17 protein-coding genes are annotated in these 22,126 nt (G+C 60.6%); 11 read left to right on the top strand and 6 right to left on the bottom strand.

Annotated features, from left to right (window positions below; translation table 11 throughout):
- The first annotated feature begins 33 nt into the window (after nt 1-33).
- From AAFM31_RS15060 to AAFM31_RS15045, 4 genes are all read left to right on the top strand, one after another.
- Nucleotides 34-2,466, top strand: a complete 2,433-nt coding sequence (locus tag AAFM31_RS15060; RefSeq protein ID WP_341708742.1) for an acetamidase/formamidase family protein — start codon at nt 34-36, stop codon at nt 2,464-2,466.
- Nucleotides 2,467-2,548: 82 nt separating this feature from the next.
- Nucleotides 2,549-3,472 (top strand): MBL fold metallo-hydrolase, encoded by a 924-nt coding sequence (locus AAFM31_RS15055; RefSeq protein ID WP_341708741.1) that lies wholly within the window; start codon nt 2,549-2,551, stop codon nt 3,470-3,472.
- 126 nt (nt 3,473-3,598) lie between these two features.
- Nucleotides 3,599-4,609 (top strand): helix-turn-helix domain-containing protein, encoded by a 1,011-nt coding sequence (locus AAFM31_RS15050; RefSeq protein ID WP_341708740.1) that lies wholly within the window; start codon nt 3,599-3,601, stop codon nt 4,607-4,609.
- A gap of 12 nt (nt 4,610-4,621) precedes the next feature.
- Nucleotides 4,622-5,944: an amidohydrolase gene (locus AAFM31_RS15045; protein ID WP_341708739.1), complete on the top strand. Its 1,323-nt coding sequence runs from the start codon at nt 4,622-4,624 to the stop codon at nt 5,942-5,944.
- Nucleotides 5,945-5,988: 44 nt separating this feature from the next.
- Here AAFM31_RS15045 and AAFM31_RS15040 read toward each other — a convergent pair whose 3' ends face one another.
- Nucleotides 5,989-7,734 carry an amidohydrolase family protein gene (locus AAFM31_RS15040; protein ID WP_341708738.1) on the bottom strand — a complete coding sequence of 582 codons (1,746 nt, stop codon included), beginning with the start codon at nt 7,732-7,734 and terminating at the stop codon, nt 5,989-5,991.
- Nucleotides 7,735-7,856: 122 nt separating this feature from the next.
- On the opposite strand from AAFM31_RS15040, the gene AAFM31_RS15035 reads away from it, so the two are divergent.
- A complete protein-coding gene (locus tag AAFM31_RS15035) occupies nt 7,857-8,876 on the top strand; it encodes an AraC family transcriptional regulator (RefSeq protein WP_341708737.1) in 1,020 nt (339 codons plus the stop codon).
- A gap of 5 nt (nt 8,877-8,881) precedes the next feature.
- On the opposite strand, the gene AAFM31_RS15030 is transcribed toward AAFM31_RS15035, so the two are convergent.
- The 4 genes from AAFM31_RS15030 to AAFM31_RS15015 all read right to left on the bottom strand — a co-directional run bounded on the left by AAFM31_RS15030 (nt 8,882) and on the right by AAFM31_RS15015 (nt 12,443).
- Nucleotides 8,882-9,832, bottom strand: coding sequence for a pyridoxamine 5'-phosphate oxidase family protein (locus AAFM31_RS15030; RefSeq protein ID WP_341708736.1), 951 nt, complete (start codon nt 9,830-9,832; stop codon nt 8,882-8,884).
- A gap of 25 nt (nt 9,833-9,857) precedes the next feature.
- Complete coding sequence (locus AAFM31_RS15025) at nt 9,858-10,487, bottom strand: glutathione S-transferase (RefSeq protein WP_341708735.1); 630 nt, start codon at nt 10,485-10,487, stop codon at nt 9,858-9,860.
- 136 nt (nt 10,488-10,623) lie between these two features.
- Nucleotides 10,624-11,529 (bottom strand): LysR family transcriptional regulator, encoded by a 906-nt coding sequence (locus tag AAFM31_RS15020; RefSeq protein WP_341708734.1) that lies wholly within the window; start codon nt 11,527-11,529, stop codon nt 10,624-10,626.
- Nucleotides 11,529-12,443, bottom strand: coding sequence for a LysR family transcriptional regulator (locus AAFM31_RS15015; protein ID WP_341708733.1), 915 nt, complete (start codon nt 12,441-12,443; stop codon nt 11,529-11,531). The genes AAFM31_RS15020 and AAFM31_RS15015 overlap by 1 nt, the downstream gene beginning before the upstream one ends.
- Before the next feature lie 172 nt (nt 12,444-12,615).
- Between AAFM31_RS15015 and AAFM31_RS15010 the strand changes: the two genes are divergently transcribed.
- The 5 genes from AAFM31_RS15010 to AAFM31_RS14990 all read left to right on the top strand — a co-directional run bounded on the left by AAFM31_RS15010 (nt 12,616) and on the right by AAFM31_RS14990 (nt 15,591).
- Nucleotides 12,616-13,116 (top strand): YHS domain-containing (seleno)protein, encoded by a 501-nt coding sequence (locus tag AAFM31_RS15010; RefSeq protein WP_341708732.1) that lies wholly within the window; start codon nt 12,616-12,618, stop codon nt 13,114-13,116.
- A 69-nt stretch (nt 13,117-13,185) separates the two neighbouring features.
- Entirely contained in the window at nt 13,186-13,653 is a 468-nt protein-coding gene (locus tag AAFM31_RS15005; RefSeq protein ID WP_341708731.1) for a DoxX family protein, read from the top strand.
- A gap of 50 nt (nt 13,654-13,703) precedes the next feature.
- Nucleotides 13,704-13,991, top strand: a complete 288-nt coding sequence (locus tag AAFM31_RS15000; RefSeq protein WP_341708730.1) for a DUF2282 domain-containing protein — start codon at nt 13,704-13,706, stop codon at nt 13,989-13,991.
- 9 nt (nt 13,992-14,000) lie between these two features.
- The gene (locus AAFM31_RS14995) at nt 14,001-14,849 is read left to right on the top strand and encodes a DUF692 domain-containing protein (RefSeq protein ID WP_341708729.1); all 849 of its coding nucleotides are present in this window, start codon (nt 14,001-14,003) and stop codon (nt 14,847-14,849) included.
- Nucleotides 14,839-15,591, top strand: a complete 753-nt coding sequence (locus AAFM31_RS14990; protein WP_341708728.1) for a DNA-binding domain-containing protein — start codon at nt 14,839-14,841, stop codon at nt 15,589-15,591. The genes AAFM31_RS14995 and AAFM31_RS14990 overlap by 11 nt, the downstream gene beginning before the upstream one ends.
- 38 nt (nt 15,592-15,629) lie before the next feature.
- On the opposite strand, the gene AAFM31_RS14985 is transcribed toward AAFM31_RS14990, so the two are convergent.
- A complete protein-coding gene (locus AAFM31_RS14985) occupies nt 15,630-15,974 on the bottom strand; it encodes a 50S ribosome-binding protein YggL (RefSeq protein WP_341708727.1) in 345 nt (114 codons plus the stop codon).
- A 631-nt stretch (nt 15,975-16,605) separates the two neighbouring features.
- Between AAFM31_RS14985 and AAFM31_RS14980 the strand changes: the two genes are divergently transcribed.
- On the top strand, nt 16,606-22,126 hold a 5,521-nt coding region (locus AAFM31_RS14980), incomplete at its 3' end, for an Ig-like domain-containing protein (protein ID WP_341708726.1).

Here is a 22,126-nt window from a genome sequence, read left to right as displayed (position 1 = left end):
TGGAGACACACCTGACCTGCAACGGACACCACTGTGACCGACATCAAGCGTTTCTCCGCCAACAGTGTGCCAGCGGCGCTGCGTCAACCAGCCTGGAATGACATGCTCACCCAGGTTGGTCTGGCGAGCCGCGTCGCAGCGCCGGCACCGCGGGATAACAAAGATCATGTAGCGCTTTGCGCATCGGCGCACAGCTCGGTGTTCGTTCATATGAACGCTGCACCACAAAGCTTCACTCCGCTGCCAGCAAGTCCCGGCAGCAGCCGTAGTTCGGTGCTGGTCGTCGCGTTACTCAGCGGCAGTGCCCACCTGCTCGCCAGTGACCAGCCGCTGGCGCTGGCGCCCAGCGACATCGTGCTGCTCGACCCCGCCCAGCACTGGCAATTGGTGCTGCAGACCGACTTTCGCGCCATGCTGGTGCGCCTGGAATCATCCAGTTTTCTGCTGCGGTTGGTACGCAACGGCCAGCCCGTCGACAACCGGATCAGCGCAACACGGGGTATGGGCGCACTCTGTCTGCGCCTGTTTGAATCTCTGGCAGAACAGCTTCAACATCTGGACAGTACTGAGCTACCTGCACTGGAAGCGACCCTGAGCGAACTGCTGGTTGCCAGCCTGTCGCAGCCACAGGCCAATAACCGGGACGAAACCACCGACGTACAGCTGGCGCACCTGCGCCGGGTCTGCCGAACCGTTGATGCCCGCCTGGAAGACCCTGAGCTGAATATCGAGCAGATTGCCGAGCAGGAGGGGCTGTCAGCCCGCTACCTGCAGAAGCTGTTCAAGAACAGCGGTACTACCTTCAGCGAGTACCTGAAAGGCCGCCGGATTCAGCACTGCTGTCTGGATCTCGCCAACCCGGCGCTGGCACAGTTCAGCATTGCCCAGCTGTGCTACCGCTGGGGCTTTAACGATGCGGCCAACTTCAGCCGCAGCTTCTCCCAGTATGTTGGCATGTCACCCAAGGCGTATCGCGCTGCGCCGCCCAGCGACCTGCAAGCGCAGCTGCAACGCGGCCGTCCGCAGGTCGCCCCGGCAGTACGCTCGTCGATCAACCCGTCACAGGAGCAGCGTGAGGACGACCTGCAGAAGCACCGACGTTCCTTTGTCGAAGTGCTTGATGAACACGCGCGCTACGCCCAGTCGTTGCGACTGGCGCCCAAACGCCATCCGCAGCCGGCCAATGAAACACGCTATACCGGAGGCAGTCAGTATTACCTGCCGGCCTCCGCCAAGACCGTGCATTGGGGCTACTTCAGCCGCGATATCAAACCGGCGCTGAGCGTCCGCTCCGGCGACATCGTCACCATCGAAACGCTATCGCAGCATGCCACCGACGACTGCGAGCGCATGGTCGCCGGTGATCCCGGCGCCGAGAGCGTGTTCCACTGGACCCGCGACAAGAAGAACGTCGATCGCAGAGGCGCCGGCCCCGCCGACGCCAGCATCTTCGGGCGTGGCTGTGGCGAAGGCTTTGGCGTGCATATCTGCACCGGCCCGGTGTACGTTCACGACGCTGAACCCGGCGACGTGCTGGAAGTGCGCATTCTCGATATCTTGCCGCGCCCCAGCTGCCACCCCGAGCACGAAGGTCGCCACTTCGGCAGCAATGCCGCCGCCTGGTGGGGCTTCCAGTACGACGATCTGCTGACCGAGCCGCGCAAGCGCGAAGTGGTGACCGTCTACGAGGTACATCAACACACGCAACCGCCGCACGCCAAGGCGGTTTACAGTTTTCGCTGGACGCCGCAGACCGACCCGTTTGGCGTGGTTCACCCGACCATTGACTATCCGGGTGTGCCCGTCGATCACAGCACCATCGACAAACAGTTTGGCGTGCTGGAGAAGGCTAGGATTCCCGTGCGCCCGCACTTTGGCGTGATGGCGGTTGCGCCACGCGAGTCCGGCATGGTCGATTCGATTCCGCCCAGCTACTTCGGCGGCAACATGGACAACTGGCGCGCCGGCAAGGGCGCACGGCTGTATCTGCCTGTATCGGCCGCGGGCGCGCTGTTCTCCGTTGGCGATCCGCATGCCTCACAGGGCGACTCCGAACTATGCGGCACCGCCATCGAATGCTCGCTGACCGGTGTGTTTCAACTGGTACTGCACAAGCAGCGCGACCTGCAGGGCCAATTCCTCGGCAGCCTCAGCCACCCCTTTCTGGAAACCGACGATGAGTGGGTGCTGCAGGGCATGAGCTTCGCCGACTACCAGACGGAACTGGGCCCCGGCGCGCAAACTCAGGTTTACAAAAGCTCATCGCTGGAAGCGGCAATGCGCGACGCCTTCCGCAAGACACGTAACTACCTGATGACCGAACATGAACTCAGCGAAGATGAAGCCATTTCGCTGATCTCCGTCGCCGTCGACTTTGGCATCACCCAGGTGGTCGACGGCAATCTCGGCGTGCACGCGATCATTCGCAAGGCGGTATTCCCCGATTACCAGCGCCGCCAAACTTGACGGGGTGCGCCAGCTTGCCGTAACAAGAACGTCCGACAACCATCGCCCGCGCTTGCCCCGGGCAGACAAAATGGACGCTTACATGCCTGCTCAAGAACCTGCTCGCCTCCCGGTCAGCCATCGTGACTTCGGTCGTGTATCCGTCTATTTCGGCGAGCGCAGCGGCAAGTACCCGGACGGTAACCAGATTCTGATTCGCGGCAGCGAGATTCGCGTGGCGCTGGACACTCCACTGGTCTCCAATCACATCGGCGCCGCCTTCGATGACAGTGAGATGGTGGTGCTCGGGCACGTACATGAAGACCATATCGCCGGTCTGCACCGTCTGCCGAACGCGCCGGTCTACGCCCATGTCCGCGACCTGCCGACCGTGCAGAGCTGGGACGGCATGCTGGCTGCCTACGGAGACATGGACCCGAGCCAGGCAGCCGCGATGCGCGCCAACTTTGAGCGCAAATTCCATTACACCCCGCGCCCGGATGCCATCGGCTACGAAGACGGCGCGGTCTGGGATCTCGGCAGCAACCGCATCACCGCGTTCCATCTCCCGGGCCACACCGCCGGCCACTGCGCACTGCTGATCGAGCCCGAGGACGTGCTGTTTATCGGCGACATCGACCTTACGGGTTTCGGCCCTTATTACGGCGACGCCTGTTCCAACCTCGCCGATTTTCGCCGCACGCTGGAAGCCGTCGCGCACATCCCGGCAAAGGTTTGGGTCACCTCCCACCATCGCGGAATCTATACCGACCGCGAACATTTTTTGCGCGACCTGGCGAGCTTCACCGGCAAACTCGATGAGCGTGAGCATAAGCTGTGCGCAATGCTCCAGGCCGGCCCCCGTTCGCTGGAGCAACTGATCGAGCAGCGCCTGCTCTACCCACCGGGCTACGACGCGGCCTGGGTCGAGGGCGCCGAACGACGCACCATCAGCCAGCACCTGACGGAACTGCTGGCGCGCGGGCAGGTGCAGCAAGACGCGCAGGGCCACTATCAGCTGAACTGAGCGCATCGGGCTGAGTGCTGCAGCGCCGCTGCAATTCGCCACGCAGGATGGCGCAATCCGCACTTGTCCGGCCACGCTCCGATGGCGACACTGAGGGCACGCAAACGCACCCAGGCTCTCGAGACCATGGCCCAATCCGCACCCAGCGCCTCCAGCGAGCACCTCGACAAGATCGTCAAGGGCTTGCGCGCCTGCGTACCGGCCAGCAGCCTGCAGGCCGCCCTGCAGCGCCATCAATTGCTGGTCCCGCTGCACGCACAGCGGGTGCCGCTGGCGGCAATCCGCCAACTGGTAACCGAGTTGGCTAACGAGCAAAAGGAACCCTGGCTGCTGGTGCGGGCCTTCAGTCACCTGAACTACAGCCCCGCGTTTCTGGCTTCCACCTATCTGGGCAACGCAAGCACCCTGCGCGACGCCATAAACCTGAGCCAGCGCTACTTCCACCAGAACAGTGACCTGGCAACGCTGGACCTGCAGCAGAGTGGCTCACAGGCGTGTGTGGTGGTCACCCCCAACCCCGCGGCGAACGCCACCGAACAGCAGTTGCTCGGTGCGCTCTACGCGGTGATGCGCACCTGTCAGGGGCTGGGGCTGCAGCAGGCCAGTGCCGGCATCGCAGGACTGCCAGCCAGAACCCTCGACGACTGCCGCAAGCTGCTGCGTATCCCGGTAGTAGCGCTTGATGGCCCGCTCCGGGTGGAGCTGCACTTTCCTGCGCTGGAACTGGCGCGCGCACTGAATACCCCGCAGCCCAATATCAGCAGACTGGCACGCCGCGAACGCCAGCTGATTCGCAGCCGCAGCGATCATCTGTGGAGCGAATCGGTACAGCTGCTGCTTGCCGCCCTGCTAGCCCGGGGTGAGACCCGGTTGTCACGCTGCGCCAGCCTGCTGGCGGTTGCACCACGCACGCTGCAGCGCCGGCTCACAGCCGAGCAGCAGCCATTCAGCGCGTTGCTCGACACGGTGCGCCAACAGCGTTGCCTGGAATATCTGAACAGCGAGCACGGCGACGACACCCTCGCCCTACTACTGGGCTACCGCCAGACCAGTCAGTTCTACCGCCAGTTCCGCAGCTGGTTCGGCTGTTCACCCGCTCAGCTGCGAAAGCGATTACACCCCGCACAACCACAATAAGAGGACGCTTCCATGCGCCGTAGCACCCTGCTTCCTGCCCTGCTCCTGCCCTTGGCGTTAACTGTCAACGCCGCTGATGGCTCGCTCGACGAGCGTCTGGCACGCAGCGCTGATGCCATTCAATCGAAAGCCATCGGCTGGCGCCATGACATTCACCAGCACCCTGAACTCGGCAATCAGGAACACCGCACCGCTGCGCTGATCGCCGAACACCTGCGCGAGCTGGGTATGGAGGTACAGACCGGATTCGGTACGACCGGCGTGGTCGGGCTGCTTAAAGGCGGCAAACCGGGGCCGGTGGTTGCGCTGCGCGCCGATATGGATGCCTTGCCGGTGCTGGAAGCGACCGGCTTGCCCTTTGCGTCCGAGGTACGCCAGCCGTATTTGGGCCAGGAACGCCCGGTCATGCATGCGTGCGGTCATGACGCCCATGTTGCGATTCTGATGGCGACCGCCGAGGTACTCGCCGGCGTGAAGGATGATCTCCCAGGGAGCGTGAAGTTCATCTTTCAGCCTGCCGAAGAAGGCCCCAGCGACTATGCCTACGACGGCGAGCGTCACTTTGGCGCCCGGCAAATGGTTGAAGCCGGCGTGATGAAAAATCCGCAGGTGGCTGCCGTCTTTGGGCTGCACGTCAGCTCCGCCATGCCGACTGGTCTGATTGGCTACCGCAGCGGCCCGGTGATGGCCAGTTCCGGTGATTTGCACATCCGCGTCCACGGCAAACAGACCCACGGAGCCCAACCGTGGGATGGGGTCGATCCCATCGTGACGAGCGCGCAGATAATCAATGGGTTGCAGACGGTCGTTAGCCGTCAGACCAATATCATGCCTGCTCCCGCAGTCGTGACTATCGGTACCATTAACGGCGGTAGCCGTCACAACATCATCCCGGAAGAAGTCGTCATGACCGGTACCGTGCGAACCTTCGGTGATGAGGTGCAGCAGCAGGTCAACGAGCGTATCGAGCGCACGGCCAAGGGAATCGCGGAAGCGGCTGGCGCCAGCGCCGATGTAAAGATCATCGACAGCTATCTGACTACCACCAATAATCCCGAGCTGACCGAGCGTATGGTGCCGACCCTGCGCCGTGCAGCACATGATCGAGTGGTGGTATCGCCAATGGTCTCAGGCTCGGAGGACTTCTCGTTCTACGCCAACGAAGCCCCGGGCCTGTTTGTCTTTCTGGGGGTCACGCCGATGGAGCAGATGGGTAAGGCCGCGCCGAATCATTCGCCAGGCTTCCTGGTCGATGACAATGCGCTGATTACCGGTGTGCGCACACTGAGCATGCTGGCCAGCGATTACCTGCAACAGGCCCAGTCTGCAAACTGAACAGCTAATGCCCGGCACCGGTTATACCGGGCCGGGCACTGCCATCACGCGTAGGTGCACTCGCCCGCGCGCAGGAACTTGCCGTAGCCCTGCGTCTTGCCGAGTTCAGCGACAGGCTCGCCGTCCTCTACCGCGACTTTGCCATTAATCAGCACGTTGCGAACGATGCCCGGGTTGCGGTTCACCATGCGCTCCATGTTGAAACCTTCCATCTCGGCCCAGCACTGCGCATCCAGTTGCTGATCCAGGTGCGCCGGGTCAATGACGACCACATCGGCCCGATCACCCACCCGCAGCGTACCCGCATCAACACCCAGCCAGCGCGCCTGCTCGCCTGTCAGTCGATGGACCGCGCGCTCCATCGTCATGGTCGGCTTGCCCTCGTCAATCGACTGCTTGACCAGTTGCAGGAAGCGCAGCGGCAAGTTGTAGAACGACATATTACGGATATGCGCGCCCGCATCGGAGAAGGTAATCAGCGTGTCAGGATTGCTGACCATATCGCGGAGTTTGTCGATCCGGTCGTTGCCGATGACGGTGAACCAACGCAGCCTGCGGCCGTACTCAACCATCAGATCGAGGAACAGATCGACCACGTGAACGCCCTTCTCGTCGGCAATATCCGCAAAATCACGGCCGACATAACTTTTCTCAGGGCAATCAAGAATGATCGCGTCGCCAAAATCACGCTGCCAGACCCTCGGCGAAAATTTCTCGGCGTAGAACTTGCGGAATTTACGACGGTACGCCTCGTCCTGAAACAGCGCATTCTGCTCGACTTCCGTCTTGAGGTTGCGGGCCATCTCGCCGGCACCAAACTCCTCGAATACCACGTGATCGATGCCGTCGGCATAGATCGCAAATGGCGTCGGCAGCACCTGCCAGCGGAAGTCGCCACCCAGCAGGTTAGTCACCCGCGCAGCCAGCCAGGCCATCGGCGCAACGGTACGGTTACCCTTGAGATCGAGCATGGAAATCAGCGTGGTCTTCAGCGGTTTGCGCAGCAAACCAATAGCCTGCTCCAGATACTGGACGATCTGCAGCGGGTTGGCGGCATTCGGCGCGCCCTGATGCACCCGGCCACGGCGGCGCAGATGCTTGTTCAAGCGGCGCATCTCGCTCCAGCGCGCGTAGGTGCTGGGCAAACTCTTTGACCACTCGCGGTCGCCGTCGATTTTGTCCCACTTCAGGCACATGCTCGACATGCCCAGGAACCCTTCGTCCAGCGCTTCTACCAGCAGGTCTTCCATCTGCTGCAACTCAGCCTCGGTCGGACGAATGGCTCGATCCGTAGAACGATGCAAGCCCATGACCGATACCCGCAGATCACTGTGGCCAAGGAAGCTGATGACATTAGGCCCCATTGGCTGCTGTGCGATAAACCGCACCCACTCTGAAGGACGATTCCAGGTCTTGTTCTGCTGCAGAATCGGCAGGACTTTCTCGCGAGGTACGGTCTCTACTCGAGTGAAGATATCGGATGCGTCTTCCGCTTCGGAGCACACCATGCTCAGGGAACAACTGCCCACAAGCACCGTGGTCACGCCGTGGCGGACAGATTCGGAAAGGCTGGGAGCGACGATCAGTTCGGCGTCGTAGTGAGTGTGGGTATCAACAAACCCGGGAGTGACCCAGCACTGATTGGCATCGATCACCCGAGCACCGGACTCATCCAGCGGACGATCAGAAATTTCGGCTACAACGCCACCACGAATACCCAGATTACAGATGCGCGATTGGGAGCCCGTGCCGTCGAAAAGGCGCCCGTTATTGATGACCACGTCAAACATGGCTAGACCCTCTGTTGTTTTTATTGATGGCGCAAGACTAGAGAGCACGCCGCAGCAAAACTTGACATTTTGCGACTAGGCGATAGCCTGTAACATCACAAGCAACTACTGCAGGATCAAGCATGGCCATCCGATATGCCGTACGCAGCGCGGCCATCAGCGGGTTTCTCGTCGAAGCTGGCGACGCGGCTAATGCCATCCTGCGCGAAGCCGGCATCGACCCCAGCCAACTCGATCTGGCAGATACGCCAATAGAAATTGCCCAGTTGCAGCGGTTGCTGGCCGTCGCGGCCGAGCGGCTTGATCGGCCGGACTTTGGCCTGCGCGTGGCGCAGCATCAGGGACTGGAGATGCTTGGCCTGCTCGGTAACGTCCTCAGTGGTGCATCAACATTGCAGGAGGTATGCAGTATCGGGCAGCGCTACATGAGCCTGCACAGCACGGCCGAGCATTGGCAATTGCAGACCTTTGCCGGGCAGGTGCATGTGATTCGCGCAGAACACGGCGATCCCAACCCGCTTGCCCAGCAATACCACGAGATGGCCATTGCCGTATTTCATCGCGTTGCACGACAACTCAGCGGACAGCACCAGCGCCCGCTGCGAGTCGCCTTCGCCCACAGTCAGGTCGGCCCCCTGAAGCACTACCTGCAGTACTTTGGTTGTGACGTGCTGTTTGATCAGGAGCATGACTGTCTGGTCTATCCGGAGTCGGCTTTCTACGCCCCACTTCCGCAGAAAGATCAATACCAAAGCAAAGAGGCGGAGGACTACCTCGCCTCCGCCAGTGCCCAACTTGAAGACAACCTGGAACTGCAGATTCGCAACATGATCACCGAGTTGATCGGCCTGCAGGACATCAGCATCGAGCGAGTAGCAGCCCTGCTGAATCTGCACCCTCGCAGCCTGCAGCGCCGTTTGAAGGAACAGAATCTGGAGTTCCGTGACCTGGTTCAGGATGTTCGAATCAAGCTCGCATGCTGGCACCTGCAGGCATCGCGCTGCGATATTACTCGATTGTCAGACATGCTCGGCTATAGCGACCTGTCATCGTTCAGCCGCGCCTTCCGGCGCAGGATTGGGGTTTCTCCGGCGCAGTGGCGGCAGCAGATAAGGCAAAGTCCTGCTGCCAGCCAGCACTGACCAGATCACACCGAGGCGTTGCCAGGCCAGATTCCTGTGCGGCGCAACGCCGGTGAGAAGTTTTCGAACTGCCAGCGCAAGGTTGATCCACCAGGCCGCCAGACAGCACGTTCGACCTGCAGATGCCAGAGATGCTCCACGCCCTCGAATCGCCGCGCTTGCGGCGCATCCCACTCCAGCTCAACGCGACCACTGAGTTGCAGCACATCGCCGGTAGCGAAGTCGACAAACAATAATCCCGCCCGCGGATTGGCCAGCAGGTTTCCAAGCGTGTTGAAAAATCGATTACCGGAAAACTCCGGCATGGTCAGACGATCACCTGCCACCCTGACAAATCCGGGCCAGCCACCGCGGTGAGATACGTCCACCGAGGCCCCTTGCCCTTCGCGTGGGAGGCTACTGGCGACAAAACAGGTATCAGCCGCGCCAATCAGCTCACGCATGCGTTCAGTCAGACCGGTCGTGACAACATTGCTCGCGTCGTCGCTCACCGCGCCGACTTCAACCAGCTGGCGTTGCTGGATGAACTGCGGACAGTTTCCAAACGCCTGCTCGACCCGAATATCCAGCCCGTTTGGGTCGACAGAACTGACCTGTCCAGACAGGCGGTTACGTCGGCGAGTAGTCAAGTCGATGCCCAGCAGGCCGATCGAGCCAGTCTCCAGCAACGCCTGCGCACATGGATCTGCACTACTCAGACGGGTATCCAAGCGCAGCGTAGAGGGATCGGGGGACCGGGCAAAGCCCGGCTCCCCTTCAAGCACGCCAGCCCAGAGATCACCACTTGGTGAAACCGCGCCCACCACGACAAAGTTCAGCAACGGATAGAACGCCCGATGCTGCTCGGGCAGCACCGGGCTGAGCACCCGCGGACCAATCTCGGCCATTCGCTCGGCAACACCCAGACGGCGCTGCAATTCGCGCTCACCTGCATGCCATACTTCAGCGTTACTCATGACGGAGCCCTCTGTGCTCAACTGCTCAGGCACTCTGCAAACCCACCGCAGAACGCGCCATCGGCACAAAGCCGGGCAAGCTTTCGATCTGCGCCAGCCATGCTTGTACGCGAGGGTAGTTGGCCAGCGAAACGTTGCCTTCCGGCGCATGCGCAACATAGCTGTAGAGCGCGATATCAGCGATGGTCGCCTGCTCACCTGCAAGGTAGCTGCTGGAGGTCAGTGCGCGCTCAACCAGACGCAGCAAATCGTGCGATGCGCTGATGGTCGACTCGGCATCATAGGGTGCGCCAAACAACGTGATCAGCCGGGCCCGGGCCGGACCCGCTGCCAGCTCGCCCGCGGCTACCGACAACCAGCGCTGCACCCGCGCTGCACCGACTGCATCACGAGGCAACCAGCGCCCCGAGGCATCGTACTGACTGGCGAGATAAACCAGGATAGCGTTCGAGTCACTGAAGACCTGCCCGCGGTCCTCGATGACCGGCACTTGGCCGAAGGTGTTCAACGCCAGAAACGCCGGCTGCTTGTGCGCGCCGCTGGCCAAGTCAACAAACACGGTTTCATGAGCAACGCCCAGCAGCGAGAGCATCAGCTCAACGCGATGCGCATGGCCGGACAGCGGGAAACGATAAAACTTGATCGGATGTGACATGTGAGACTCCAGTAGTTATGGAAGGTAAACCGGGCTGCGGAGATAGCCGCAAACGCCCTCGGGAGTCTCATCTTGTTACCTCACACAAAAGTGAGGAATAACCTTCATTGGCAATCCTTTATTGCGAAAAATGAAATTACCCTCCATTCAACGCCGGGTGTACTCGCAAGCGCGAGACCGCGAGATCAACGAAACTACGGACCCGGGCAGCGGCACGGCGCCCCTCCCGATAGACCACATGAACCGGTAACACCGGCAACTCGAACTCCTGGAGTACCGGCTGCAGCCGCCCCAACGCCAGCGACTCATGCACCTGATAGCTCATGCAGCGGACCAGCCCTGCCCCCCGCTCCGCCGCGGCAATCGCCGCATGGTTGGTTGCGCAGCTCAAGCGTGGCAGCAGCGCATAACGCTTTACCGTACCCTGCTGCACAAACTGCCATTCAGGCGTCCGCGAGTCGGCGGATGAGTGCACGATTTGATGCTCAATCAATTGCTCCGGATGCGACGGCGTGCCGTGAGCCGCAAGATAGGCAGGGCTCGCGCAAATGATGCGCCGCACATCACCGACCTTGGCTGCAAACAGCGACGAGTCAGGCAATGCCCCGACCTGCACCGCGACCTCAATTCCCTCCTCGTGCAGATTGGGTACCCGGTCCTGATACACGCCAAACACCTCGACCCGCGGATGCGCCTGAAGATATTCCAGCAGGATGGGGGTCATCAGTGACTGCCCAAAGAGCAGCGGCATGGACACCTGCAGGCGTCCCTGAGGCGAGGTATGCAAGCCGCTGGCGGAGCGGTCAGCGTCAGCCACCTCCGTCAGAATGCGCCGGCAATCGGCAAGAAAACGTTCACCGGCTTCGGTTAACGCCACCCCCCGCGTGCTGCGCTGCAACAACTTGACGCCGATACGCTGCTCCAGCGCATCGATTGCCCGGGTAACCGTCGGGGCAGACATGTACAGGCGCCGCGCCGCCTTGGCCAGACTCATCTCGTCGGCTACAGCCTCGAATACGGTCATTTCCTGGAATCGGTCCATCAGCCCTGCACCTTGCGTTGCAAAGCGCTGTTGGCGCTCAGCTGAGCGACGCAGAAATCAACAAACTCACGTACTTTGGCCGGGATCCGTCGCCCCCCCTGGTGCACCACATGAATCGGCAGCGGCTCCAATTCATAGTCTTCCAGCAACAGTTCCAGCGCCCCGATCCGAACCTGCTCTGCCACCTGATAAGACAGCACCCGAGTGATGCCCCAACCCAGTTTCGCCGCGTTGATCGCCGCCTGGTTTGCAGTAACCACCAGACGCGGTTCAGGGATAACCTGAATCCGCCCCTCGGGCCCGCTGAACTCCCACTCGGTCAGGAGTGAGCTCGAGGCCGACATCACAACCGACGCGTCCGCCAGCTCGCTCGGGTGCGACGGCCTGCCGTAACGCGCAAGATAGCCGGGCGAAGCGCAGACCACCCTGCGCACTTCGCCGACGCGAATACTATTGAGATTGCCATCAGGCAATTCACCAATCCGCACCGCCACGTCAATTCCTTCATCGAGCATATGCACCACCCGGTCAACCAGTAGCGCCTTAATCTGCACCGCGGGGTGACTCGCCAGAAAGTCCACCATCACCGGCGTCACGAACAGTTCACCAAACAGCACCGGTGCAGTCACCGTCAACAGTCCGCGCGCCTGTGCGTGTACCCCGCCGGCCGACTCCTCAGCCTCGTCTAGTTCAGCCAGGATCCGGCGGCAGTCTTCAACGTAACGCTGGCCTGACTCGGTGACATGCACACTGCGGGTCGTGCGCGCCAGCAGCAAGGTGCCAAGCCGCTGCTCCAGCGCCGCGACAGCACGGGTAACGCTCGGAGCAGACATCCCAAGCTTGCGCGCAGCAGAGGCAAAGTTCTGCTCTTCCGCAACGGCCTGAAATATCTGCATTTCCTTGAATCTGTCCATGGTCCACTCCGGTTTAGTGCCGGTCAGGTTAGACCAATAATTTCATTTACAACAATAGTCACTTTCAAAATAAGGCTGTTCTTTGATTTTTTGGATGCACTTACAGTTCAAACCGTCGCTGCACAGCACGACACACCATCTACTGAAATTGCACGAATCGAGGAGCTACACCATGACACTGAAGAACGCTTTTATCGCCAGTTCGCTGGCCGTTGCCCTGGGCTTTGGCGGTGCTGCACTGCTGACCGCAACCGCTACCTATGCCTACGACGAGACGTCTACTTCGGCGATCAACGTTGATGAGCAACGCATCATCCTGAAGGGCTACGACGCCGTGTCCTACTTCCAGGGTGCGCCGGTTGAAGGCAGCAGCCGCTTTGCGGTCGAGCATGGCGGCGCGCAGTACTACTTCGCCAACGCTGAAAACATGAAGGCCTTTCAGGCCAACCCTGCTGCCTACGTCCCGCAATACGGCGGTTACTGCGCGATGGGTGCAGCGCTGGGCAAGAAACTGGATGTAGATCCGACCCAGTACAAGGTAGTCGACGGCAAGCTGTACCTGAACGTTAACGCGGACGTATTCCAGAAGTGGTCCGAGGACGTACCGGGCAACATTGTCAAAGCCGACACCAACTGGCCGCTGATCAAAGATCTGGCACCGAATGCCCTGTAATCCGGTACTGCGGCGGTAGCCTCGCTGCCGCCGCAGCCATTCGCGCCCATCATCAATGAGGTAATCATCATGCTTTCCTCCACTGCACACCGGTCCCTGCAGGCTCCGCTGCAGGACGCTCTGCTACTGGCCGCACGCATTTTCCCCGGTGCCGTGTTCTGGCAGTCAGGACGAACCAAGGTCGACGGCTGGCAGCTCAATGACACAGCGCTGTACCTGTTTCAGGAAGAGTATCGCCTGCCGTTGATTGACCCGGTGATCGCCGCTGCGTTGGCAACGATCGGCGAGCACCTGCTACCGGTACTGCTGCTGTTGGGACTGGCAACCCGGCTCGGCGCGGCTGGGCTGCTGATCATGACCCTGGTCATTCAATTACTGGTGTATCCGTCAGCGTGGGCGACCCACGGTACTTGGGCAGTACCTCTGCTCGTGCTGCTGTTGCACGGTGGCGGGCGGCTGTCACTCGATCACCTGATCGGCCGTTGGCTTAACCCGATTTCAGCAACCCGCACCGCGCCCTCGTGCACTGCACATTGAGCGCTGCGCATCAGACTAAACACCGTCTATTCACTTACGAGGACTGAACCATGGATCGTCGACATTTCAATACCGTTCTTGCTGCATCGTTGCTCGGCGTCGTTATTGCCGGCAGTACCCACGCGAGCGCAGCCGGCATCAATTCCGGTAAGGAAAAATGCTATGGCATCTCGCTGGCCGGTCAAAATGACTGCGCCGCGGGCCCCGGCACCTCGTGCGCCGGCACCTCCAAGATTGACTATCAAGGTGATGCCTGGACGCTGGTTCCCTCGGGCACCTGCACCAGCATTGAAACCCCGCACGGCATGGGCTCGCTGACGCCGGTCAAGCGCCCCTAGGAGTCAGCAATGCATAACTTCCCCCTGACCCGAGGGGCCGGTGTCGGCTTCAAGCCACAGCACTTTGAGGCCCTGTTCAGCGATACCAGTCGTATCGACCTGCTGGAAATCCACGCAGAGAACTATTTCGGCGATGGGGGGCTTCTGCATTTCCAACTGGAGCGCCTGCATGCACTGCTGCCGCTCTCGATTCACGGAGTCGGCCTGTCGCTGGGCGGCGCAGCGCCGTTGAACACTCGGCATCTGCAGCAACTGAAACGCTTGTGTGAGCGCTACCCACCGGCGCTGGTATCAGAGCACCTGGCATGGGCGGGCGATGGGCAACAGTTCCTGGCTGATTTGCTCCCGATTGCTTACACCTCAGCGACGCTGGAACGCACCATCGACCATGTCGCTCAGTTGCAGGATGTACTTGGCCGGCGCGTCCTGATCGAAAACCCCGCTGCCTACATCACATTCAGCGACAGCCACCTGCGCGAGGCCGACTTTCTGGCCGAGCTTTCTGCTCGCAGCGGCTGTGGCCTGCTGCTCGACCTTAATAACCTGCTGATCAGTTGCCACAACAACGGCGGCACCGCAGAGCACTATCTGCACTCACTGCCGCTTGAGGACGTCGGGGAACTGCACCTTGCCGGTCACAGCCAGCATAAGTTGAGCAACGGCCGCACCGTGCTGATCGACGACCACGGCAGCGCCGTATCCGATCAAACCTGGCTGCTGTATCAGCACCTGCACGACATGATTGGAGCGCGACCAACCATCATCGAATGGGATCACGATGTCCCCGCCTGGGAGGTACTGATGCGCGAAGTCACCATGGCGCGCAGCCATCAACAGGAGCACCGCCATGAACGCTGAGCATCAGCAGCTGTTCAGCCTGGCGCTGACCACACCGGACCACGCACCAGTGCAGCTGTTTTCGAATGACCTCGATGAAGCTGCAGAGCGCTTTGATATCTACCGAAATAACGTGCGCAGCGCGCGGGTTACCGCGCTGCGTAAAACGTTTCCTGTACTTGAGCGCTTTCTTGGCGAGGACTACTTCGCCGCGGCCGCAGCGCTGTTTGTCAGCACTCAGCCACCCACCTCAGCCGCGCTGCATGAATATGGTGATGGGTTCGGCGAGTTTCTACTGCAGCTCCCTGCCCTCGTAAGCATGCCGTGGCTTGGCGAGGTAGCGCAGATTGAGCGGGCAAGGGTCAGGGCATTTCACGCGGCAAACCGCCTGCCATTTGCGTTGGACACATCTGCTGGCGACGTTGAACGGCAACTGACCGTGCCGCTCATTTGGCACCCCTCACTGACCCTGATTCGGGCAAGCTCTCCGGCATTCGCGCTGTGGGACAGCCAGGTAAACGACCGCCTTCCACCATCCGCAGACCGCTGGCAGCCCGAGAACGTACTTATCTGGCGCCAGGGATTCGAATTGCGCACCGAATCGTTGCCGGTGGTTCAGTGTGACCTGCTTGAGCTATTCAAGAGCGGCCGCTCCCTGAACCAGGTCGCAGCAATGAGCCCGCATGGCCCCACCGAGGCGGCAGCGCAGCTAGGCCCACTGATAACGCAAGGCTGCTTGTGCCGTGCGGAGGTAAAACCCTAGCCCACAAAAAAGGCCATCACGGTGGATGGCCTTTTTGGTCAGACTGCCGCGTTGATCGGCTTGTCCGGGTACCAGGCGTCCTGCAGCGGGCCGACTTCACAGACTGCCAGTTCGCTACGGGCCTTGAGCCAGCTCTCGACAGCCTGACGCTGCTCTTCGCTTACCGAGCCACGCTCAGCCAGGCAGACCAGACCAAAACCTTCGCCGCCAACGTAATCCAGGTTGTTGGCGTCCATTGCTTCACTCAGGAACTGATCGAGAAAGGCATCAATCGCCTCGATGCTCAGGTCGCTCTTGAATTCCAGATTCAGCTCAAAGCCCAGCTCCTGAAACTCATCAACGCAGAGTTTCTTGCGCAGACGACGGGAACGATTGGTAGCCATACATATTCCTCTTGGGTGATTTCAGCGCGGATTGTAGCAGTGTAAGGACGGGTAGTGCTCAACACATTCCCTCATTCCGACCGACTGCCATCGTTGCTTGAGCTGCAATTACAGTCTCGCTCTCTCAAGCCCATCTCCGGCTAAGACTTAGTGCTGATATGCACGAACTCTACAGCAGTTCATGCTGCGACTCGGCGTCACATCATTGTGCTATATACACACACAAAACATGATGGCAAACTGACGCCAGCGCCGCTCCGAAATGCCACATGTCATGGATCTGGCGCTTGATGCTCGAACACCCAAAAGCAGGTTAAGCACACCTTAAGACTGCTTTGAAAAAACAAGAAAAACGGTGAAGTACAGCTTGATGATCATGATGTTCCAAGTTGGCATTAGCAGACGCATCAGCGCGGTTGAGTACCTGACCGCCTTGATTACAGGCTCGCTCAAATTTCTGTATCCCCAGACGCAGGGTGTCGCCGCGCCCGCGCAGCCATGCCTTCTGTACAGCGTCCCCCCCAGCGATAACATCAATTTCTTCCTAGCCAGGCCGATAACCGAGTACGTACCTAACAAAGCTCGGCCACACTGACCCAATAATTAACCGCTGCGCCAAAGGAGTCGAATCTTGTCGACAGACCGCGTAAAGCCGAGCGCAATCACTGCGCCCTCCCGCCATTGCCTGCATAAGCTGGAAGAACGTTTTATGTTCGACGGCGCCGGCATGATCGATGCCGTTGAGACGGTAGCGGATGACTCCAGCAACGACAGCACCGAAAGCCAACAGATCAGCCTTGCCGAGCTCGCCGCTGTCACTGGAAGCAACGCCGACTCACTGCTGCAGCTTGATGGGGCCTCTGCCGATTCGGTCGATTCAGCCGCAGCCGCATCGGATCTGGTCAGCGATTACATCCTGAATCATTCACAGCAAGAGCTGTTTGCCCTGTTCAACGGCGGTCTGTCTTCTCCTGACGCCGAATGGCTGCAAGGCTACGAGCAACTGATCAAGCAAGTCACCGAAGGTACATTTTCGGTCAGCGTGACGTCGGTCGACAGTAGCGTTCTCGGCAACTCGCTGGCCGCATTCCTGGCCGAAGGTCCGGATGGCACCTCAACCATCCTGATCAACCGCGACTGGTTCAGCCTGTTCGACTCGCCGGATTCCACCCGCATCCTGGTCGAAGAAATGGGCCACGCCATCGACTACCAACTCAACGGCGCACGCGACACCGCGGGCGACGAAGGCGAACGCTTCGCCCGTCTGCTGACCAGCCAAACCCTGTCGCAAGAGCAGATGGATGCGATCTCTTATGAATATGACCACAAGACGATCGAGCTGGACGGTGTCCTGTTTGAGGTAGAAACCGCTGCATTCAACTTCTCCAACGCCTACGAAGTACTCACCGACCGTACCGTTGCCGGCAAGGAATCCAACACCCACGACTTCGATATTAACGACGCACTCGGTATCGTTGAAGTTACCGACGATGTGGATAGCCGCTACTTCAGCGGCAATGACGTCTCCGCCATCGGCGTGGTCATCAACGGCGAAACCCTGTACGGCTGGATCAGCCGCCCGATCAAGGATCAGGGTATCGTTCGCGGTTTCTACTTCTGGACCGATGCAGACTTCGTTGACCTGGCGACGGCGCAGGCAGACGGTAATACCGACGGCGACCGCGATGTAACCGACAACCGCGGCTTCATCCTGGTGGTTGATCAAGCCTGGTTCGACGGACTGTCGACATACTCCGGCACCACTATCGTCAACGTAGGTTCGTCTTCCGACCGCGTCGACAGCGCGATGAATTCGCTGATCGTGCCCAACAGCGGGCCCGTTGCCCAGAACGACCTGCTTACGCTGAGCGAGGGCAGCAGCAGCGGCGGCAACCTGCTGAGCAATGATTCAGATCCAAACAACGACCCGTTGACGCTGACCAGTTTCACCGTTGGTGGCACCGCCTACGGCCCGGGCGATACCGTCAATCTGGCATCAGGCACCTTGACCATCAACGGTGATGGCTCATACACCTTTATCGCCGCCCCCGGCTACAGCGGCCCGGTTGCGCCCGTCACTTACACCGTGTCTGACGGCAACGGCGGCACCGCGACGGCATCGCTGTCGATCACCGTGGTTGAGGTTAACGAAGCACCCATTTCGACCGACGATGCCGTCACGACCGACGAAGACACCCCCATCACCTTGGGCCTGGGTGACTTCGGCGACTTCAGCGATGCCGACGGTGACAGCCTTTCCGCGGTCAAGATCACCAGCCTGCCCGGCGACGGCACGCTGCAGTACCTCAGTGGTTCAACCTGGGTTGCCGTTACCAGCGGTCAGGTAATCAGCAGCAACGATCTGGTCGCAGGCCGCGTGCGCTTTGTGCCCGGGGCCGATGAATCTGGCTCGCCGTACACGTCCCTGACATTCCAGGTCAGCGATGGAGTCGACTGGAGTGGTGCCAGCTATACCCTGACCGTGAACGTAGTGCCGGTCGCCGAAGCCCCGGTTGCTGGGGCCGACACCGACCCGAATACGGTGGAAGCTGGCTGCGATGTTGCCGGTAACGGCAGTACCGGTAACCTGCTGACCAATGACAGCGGGGATGGTCTCAGCGTCACCCAGATCAGTAACGCCGGAGCCAACACCGCCAGCGCAGTAAGCACAGACAGCAGTATTGCCGGCAAGTACGGCACGCTGGTACTGAGCAGTGACGGTACCTACGCCTACACGATCAACGACGCGCTGGCCGAGGTCGACGCCCTGAATGTCGGTGGCAGCCTGACCGAGGTGTTCACCTATACCCTCAGCAATAGTGATGGTGTGACCACCACCAGCACCCTGACCATCACCATCAACGGCAGCAACGATGCACCGGTGGCAGTGGATGACTATGACGCAGTGCAGGAACGCGCCCTCAGCGGCGGCAACTACGGCAGCACGGCGGGTAACGTGCTGGATAACGACAGCGATGTCGACTCATCCGTTGGTGTAATCACCGAGATCGCTGGGCCCTCGACCACCACGCTGGTGATCAACTTCGGCGGCAACGCCAACAGCATCAAGAGCAAGGCGGCACAGGTCACCGCGGTTCAGGTCTCTGATGGTGCCGGCGGTTGGATTACGTTGACCTCGGCCGGCCAGAACGTGCTGGTAGAAAGCTTTACCGGCTCCGGAAGCTCGCTTTCCGTGATACTCACCGATCCGACGGCCCTGCAGGATTACGCCCCGCCGCTGGATATGCGCCTGGTGCTGAACAACGACCCGGGCTCTACCTACGTTGGTTTATACGAGTCGTCTTCCACCACACCCGGAGCGACTGACACGGTATCCGGGGTAACCGCCGGGACCGTCACCGGACGCTACGGCGACCTGATCATCGATGCAGACGGCAGCTACACCTATAACCTCACCAGCAGCGGTCTGGCCAGCGGGCAGCGCTTCGTCGAGCAGTTCACCTACACCCTGACCGATGATCAGGGCTGCACCGACACGGCTACCCTGTACATCCTGCTCAACGGCACCACCTCGGTGATCATGGATAACGAATCCGTCACGACCGCCGAAGATACCCCGCTGAACGTCGCCGCCGGTGACGCCAATGGGTTGCTGCAAGGCGACTCCGGTGTCGACCGCGTCACCTCCTTTACCTGGGGCGGTCAGACTGCCAATGCCGGCAGCACCATCACCCTTGATGGTAAAGGCGCGTTGACCATCAACAGCAACGGCTCCTACAGCTTTACCCCCGCTGCAGACTACAGCGGCACCCTGCCGACCGTTTTGTACAACGCCGACCTGACCTCGGATTCGACCAAAACCGGCAGCGCCACCCTGACCATCGAAGTACTGCCCGGCAACGACCTGCCGTCCGCTACCGATGACAGCGTGACGACCGCTGAAGACGCTCCCGTCGTGCTCGGTGTGGACGACTTTGGCGTATTCTCCGACCCGGACGGCGACGCACTCGACGCAGTGCGCATCACCGACCTTGGCAGCAACGGCACGCTCGAGTACTACAACGGAGCCAGCTGGTCCGCAGTCTCAATCAATCAGGAGTTCAGTGTCACCGACATTCTGGCCGGTAATGTGCGCTTCGCTCCGGCCGCAGGCGAGAGCGGCAATAGCTACAGCACCATCGGCTTCCAGGTATCCGACGGTACTGCATGGAGCACTGGCAGCTACGACCTGGTAGTCAATGTCACCCCGGTATACGAAGCACCGGTCAACACCCTGCCTGCCACCCAGAGCATGAACGACTACGATGGCGCGCTGAGCATCACCGGCGTTAACATCAATGACGGTGATAATGACCTGACCAGCGTCACCCTGCAGGCTGGCTTCGGCACGCTGGCAGTCACACCTGCTGGCGGCACCTCGAATATCACCGGCACCGGCACACTGTCTGACCCGCTCGTACTGACCGGTTCGCTGACTGAAATCCAGGCCATGTTGGCGTCGCTTGAATACCAGCCCAATGACGGCTTCAGCGGCGAAGACAGCATCCGCATGGTATCAGTCGACGATCAGGGGCTTAGCGATACCGACTACCTGTCGATTGACGTACAAGCCGACAACCGGCCGGTCGGTGTTAGCGGCTCGACTGTTAACGAAGCATCCCCTTACGTGCTGTTTGAAGTCACCGGCACCGAGGGCCAACTGGTTACCCTCACGCTGGGCAACACCGCCGATGCTGGCGATCAGGACGCCAGCATCGGCCTAGACCTGCTGCCGAACCTCGAATACTTCGACGGCCTCGATTGGGTCAGCTACACCGGCGGCAAGGTCGCCATCCCGTCGGGCGGCGCCCTGCTGGTGCGCAGCGCGGTGCTCAACGACACGCTGAATGAAGGCGCCGAAACCGTCACGCTGACTGCAACCAACGTAGCCGGTACCGCCGCCGTTGGAACCTCGACCATCATTGACGATGGCACCGGGGTGATCTTCCTTGAAGACAACGACAGCTTCACGCCAAACAACTCGGGCGACACCGGCTACCCGGATTACCTGGACGATGATCGGCCGATCGCCATTGATAATCTGGTGCTCAACGAAGCGTCACCCTATGCCGTGTTTACCGTCAGCGGCAACGCGGGCCAGGTGATTCGACTCGATTTGGTTGAAGGCTCTGCCCTGCTGGAAGACGGCGGTGCGCCCATCGCAACGGACGGCAGCGAAGACTTTGGCCCGGGTCTGCAATACTTCGACGGTCTTGACTGGGTCGACTACGTTGCGGGCACCGACCTGACCATGGATGGCAGCACCTTGCTTGTCCGCACCACACTGGTCAACGACACCACCTTCGAAGGGCAGGAAGCGTTTTCCCTCTCGGTTACCCGCGCAACTGACAACAGCACCGTTTACGGGACCGCCAGCATCTATGACGACGGCACCGGCATCATCCACACCGGTGACCTGTCTGGCGGCACGCCCGTCACCTCAACCAGCAACCTCGATGACGATCGCGGCCTCAGCGTGAGCAGCCCTACCGTCAACGAGGCTTCCGACTACGTCATCCTCACGCTGACTGGCAACTCCGGACAGACCGTCACCCTTGGCCTGCTTGATTCCAGCGTCAACGGTACCGTCGATGGGTTCGCCAATATCAACGAATTGCAAACCGTGCAGATCTGGGACGGTCTGGACTGGGTCGACTACTCCGCCAGCGAACTGCCAACCTTCGATGCCGATGGCAAGATCTTCGCTCGCGTCAACATCGTGGCGGAACAGGACACCCCCTACGAAGGCCCAGAGACCTTCCACCTGCAAGCCACCCTGAGCGGCCAAAATACCCCGGTGACGGGTACTGCCACCATCATCGACGATGGCACCAGCGTCATCCACACCGGCAACCTTGACGGCGGCGCACCAGAAACCTCCACTAGCGGCTTGGACGATGATCGCCCGGTTGTTACCGACAACACGCCGCCGACCATCGATGCCGACCAGAGCTTCACCTACGCCGAAAATCAGAGCAACGGCTACGAGATCGGCACCGTCACCGCCAGCGATGACGTCGCCGTGACCGACTTCGAGATCGTCTCCGGCAATACCGACGGTTATTTCGCTATCGATGCCAACGGCAAGATTACCCTGACCGCCGCCGGCGCCGCCGCTGCGGCCAACGACTACGAGTCACTGCCCAACAGCT

Source organism: Halopseudomonas sp., assembly GCF_038130085.1.
Taxonomy (GTDB): domain Bacteria; phylum Pseudomonadota; class Gammaproteobacteria; order Pseudomonadales; family Pseudomonadaceae; genus Halopseudomonas.
The sequence above is the reverse complement of the archived record's forward strand: the minus strand, read 5'-3'. Positions and strand labels throughout refer to the sequence as shown.

What these genes read in the sequence shown, in the direction of transcription:
- AAFM31_RS15055 (WP_341708741.1), top strand. Translation starts at nt 2,549, where the DNA reads ATGCCTGCTCAAGAACCTGCTCGCCTCCCGGTCAGCCATCGTGACTTC.
- AAFM31_RS15050 (WP_341708740.1), top strand. Translation starts at nt 3,599, where the DNA reads ATGGCCCAATCCGCACCCAGCGCCTCCAGCGAGCACCTCGACAAGATC.
- AAFM31_RS15045 (WP_341708739.1), top strand. Translation starts at nt 4,622, where the DNA reads ATGCGCCGTAGCACCCTGCTTCCTGCCCTGCTCCTGCCCTTGGCGTTA.
- AAFM31_RS15040 (WP_341708738.1), bottom strand. Translation starts at nt 7,734, where the DNA reads ATGTTTGACGTGGTCATCAATAACGGGCGCCTTTTCGACGGCACGGGC.
- AAFM31_RS15035 (WP_341708737.1), top strand. Translation starts at nt 7,857, where the DNA reads ATGGCCATCCGATATGCCGTACGCAGCGCGGCCATCAGCGGGTTTCTC.
- AAFM31_RS15030 (WP_341708736.1), bottom strand. Translation starts at nt 9,832, where the DNA reads ATGAGTAACGCTGAAGTATGGCATGCAGGTGAGCGCGAATTGCAGCGC.
- AAFM31_RS15025 (WP_341708735.1), bottom strand. Translation starts at nt 10,487, where the DNA reads ATGTCACATCCGATCAAGTTTTATCGTTTCCCGCTGTCCGGCCATGCG.
- AAFM31_RS15020 (WP_341708734.1), bottom strand. Translation starts at nt 11,529, where the DNA reads ATGGACCGATTCCAGGAAATGACCGTATTCGAGGCTGTAGCCGACGAG.
- AAFM31_RS15015 (WP_341708733.1), bottom strand. Translation starts at nt 12,443, where the DNA reads ATGGACAGATTCAAGGAAATGCAGATATTTCAGGCCGTTGCGGAAGAG.
- AAFM31_RS15010 (WP_341708732.1), top strand. Translation starts at nt 12,616, where the DNA reads ATGACACTGAAGAACGCTTTTATCGCCAGTTCGCTGGCCGTTGCCCTG.
- AAFM31_RS15005 (WP_341708731.1), top strand. Translation starts at nt 13,186, where the DNA reads ATGCTTTCCTCCACTGCACACCGGTCCCTGCAGGCTCCGCTGCAGGAC.
- AAFM31_RS15000 (WP_341708730.1), top strand. Translation starts at nt 13,704, where the DNA reads ATGGATCGTCGACATTTCAATACCGTTCTTGCTGCATCGTTGCTCGGC.
- AAFM31_RS14995 (WP_341708729.1), top strand. Translation starts at nt 14,001, where the DNA reads ATGCATAACTTCCCCCTGACCCGAGGGGCCGGTGTCGGCTTCAAGCCA.
- AAFM31_RS14990 (WP_341708728.1), top strand. Translation starts at nt 14,839, where the DNA reads ATGAACGCTGAGCATCAGCAGCTGTTCAGCCTGGCGCTGACCACACCG.
- AAFM31_RS14985 (WP_341708727.1), bottom strand. Translation starts at nt 15,974, where the DNA reads ATGGCTACCAATCGTTCCCGTCGTCTGCGCAAGAAACTCTGCGTTGAT.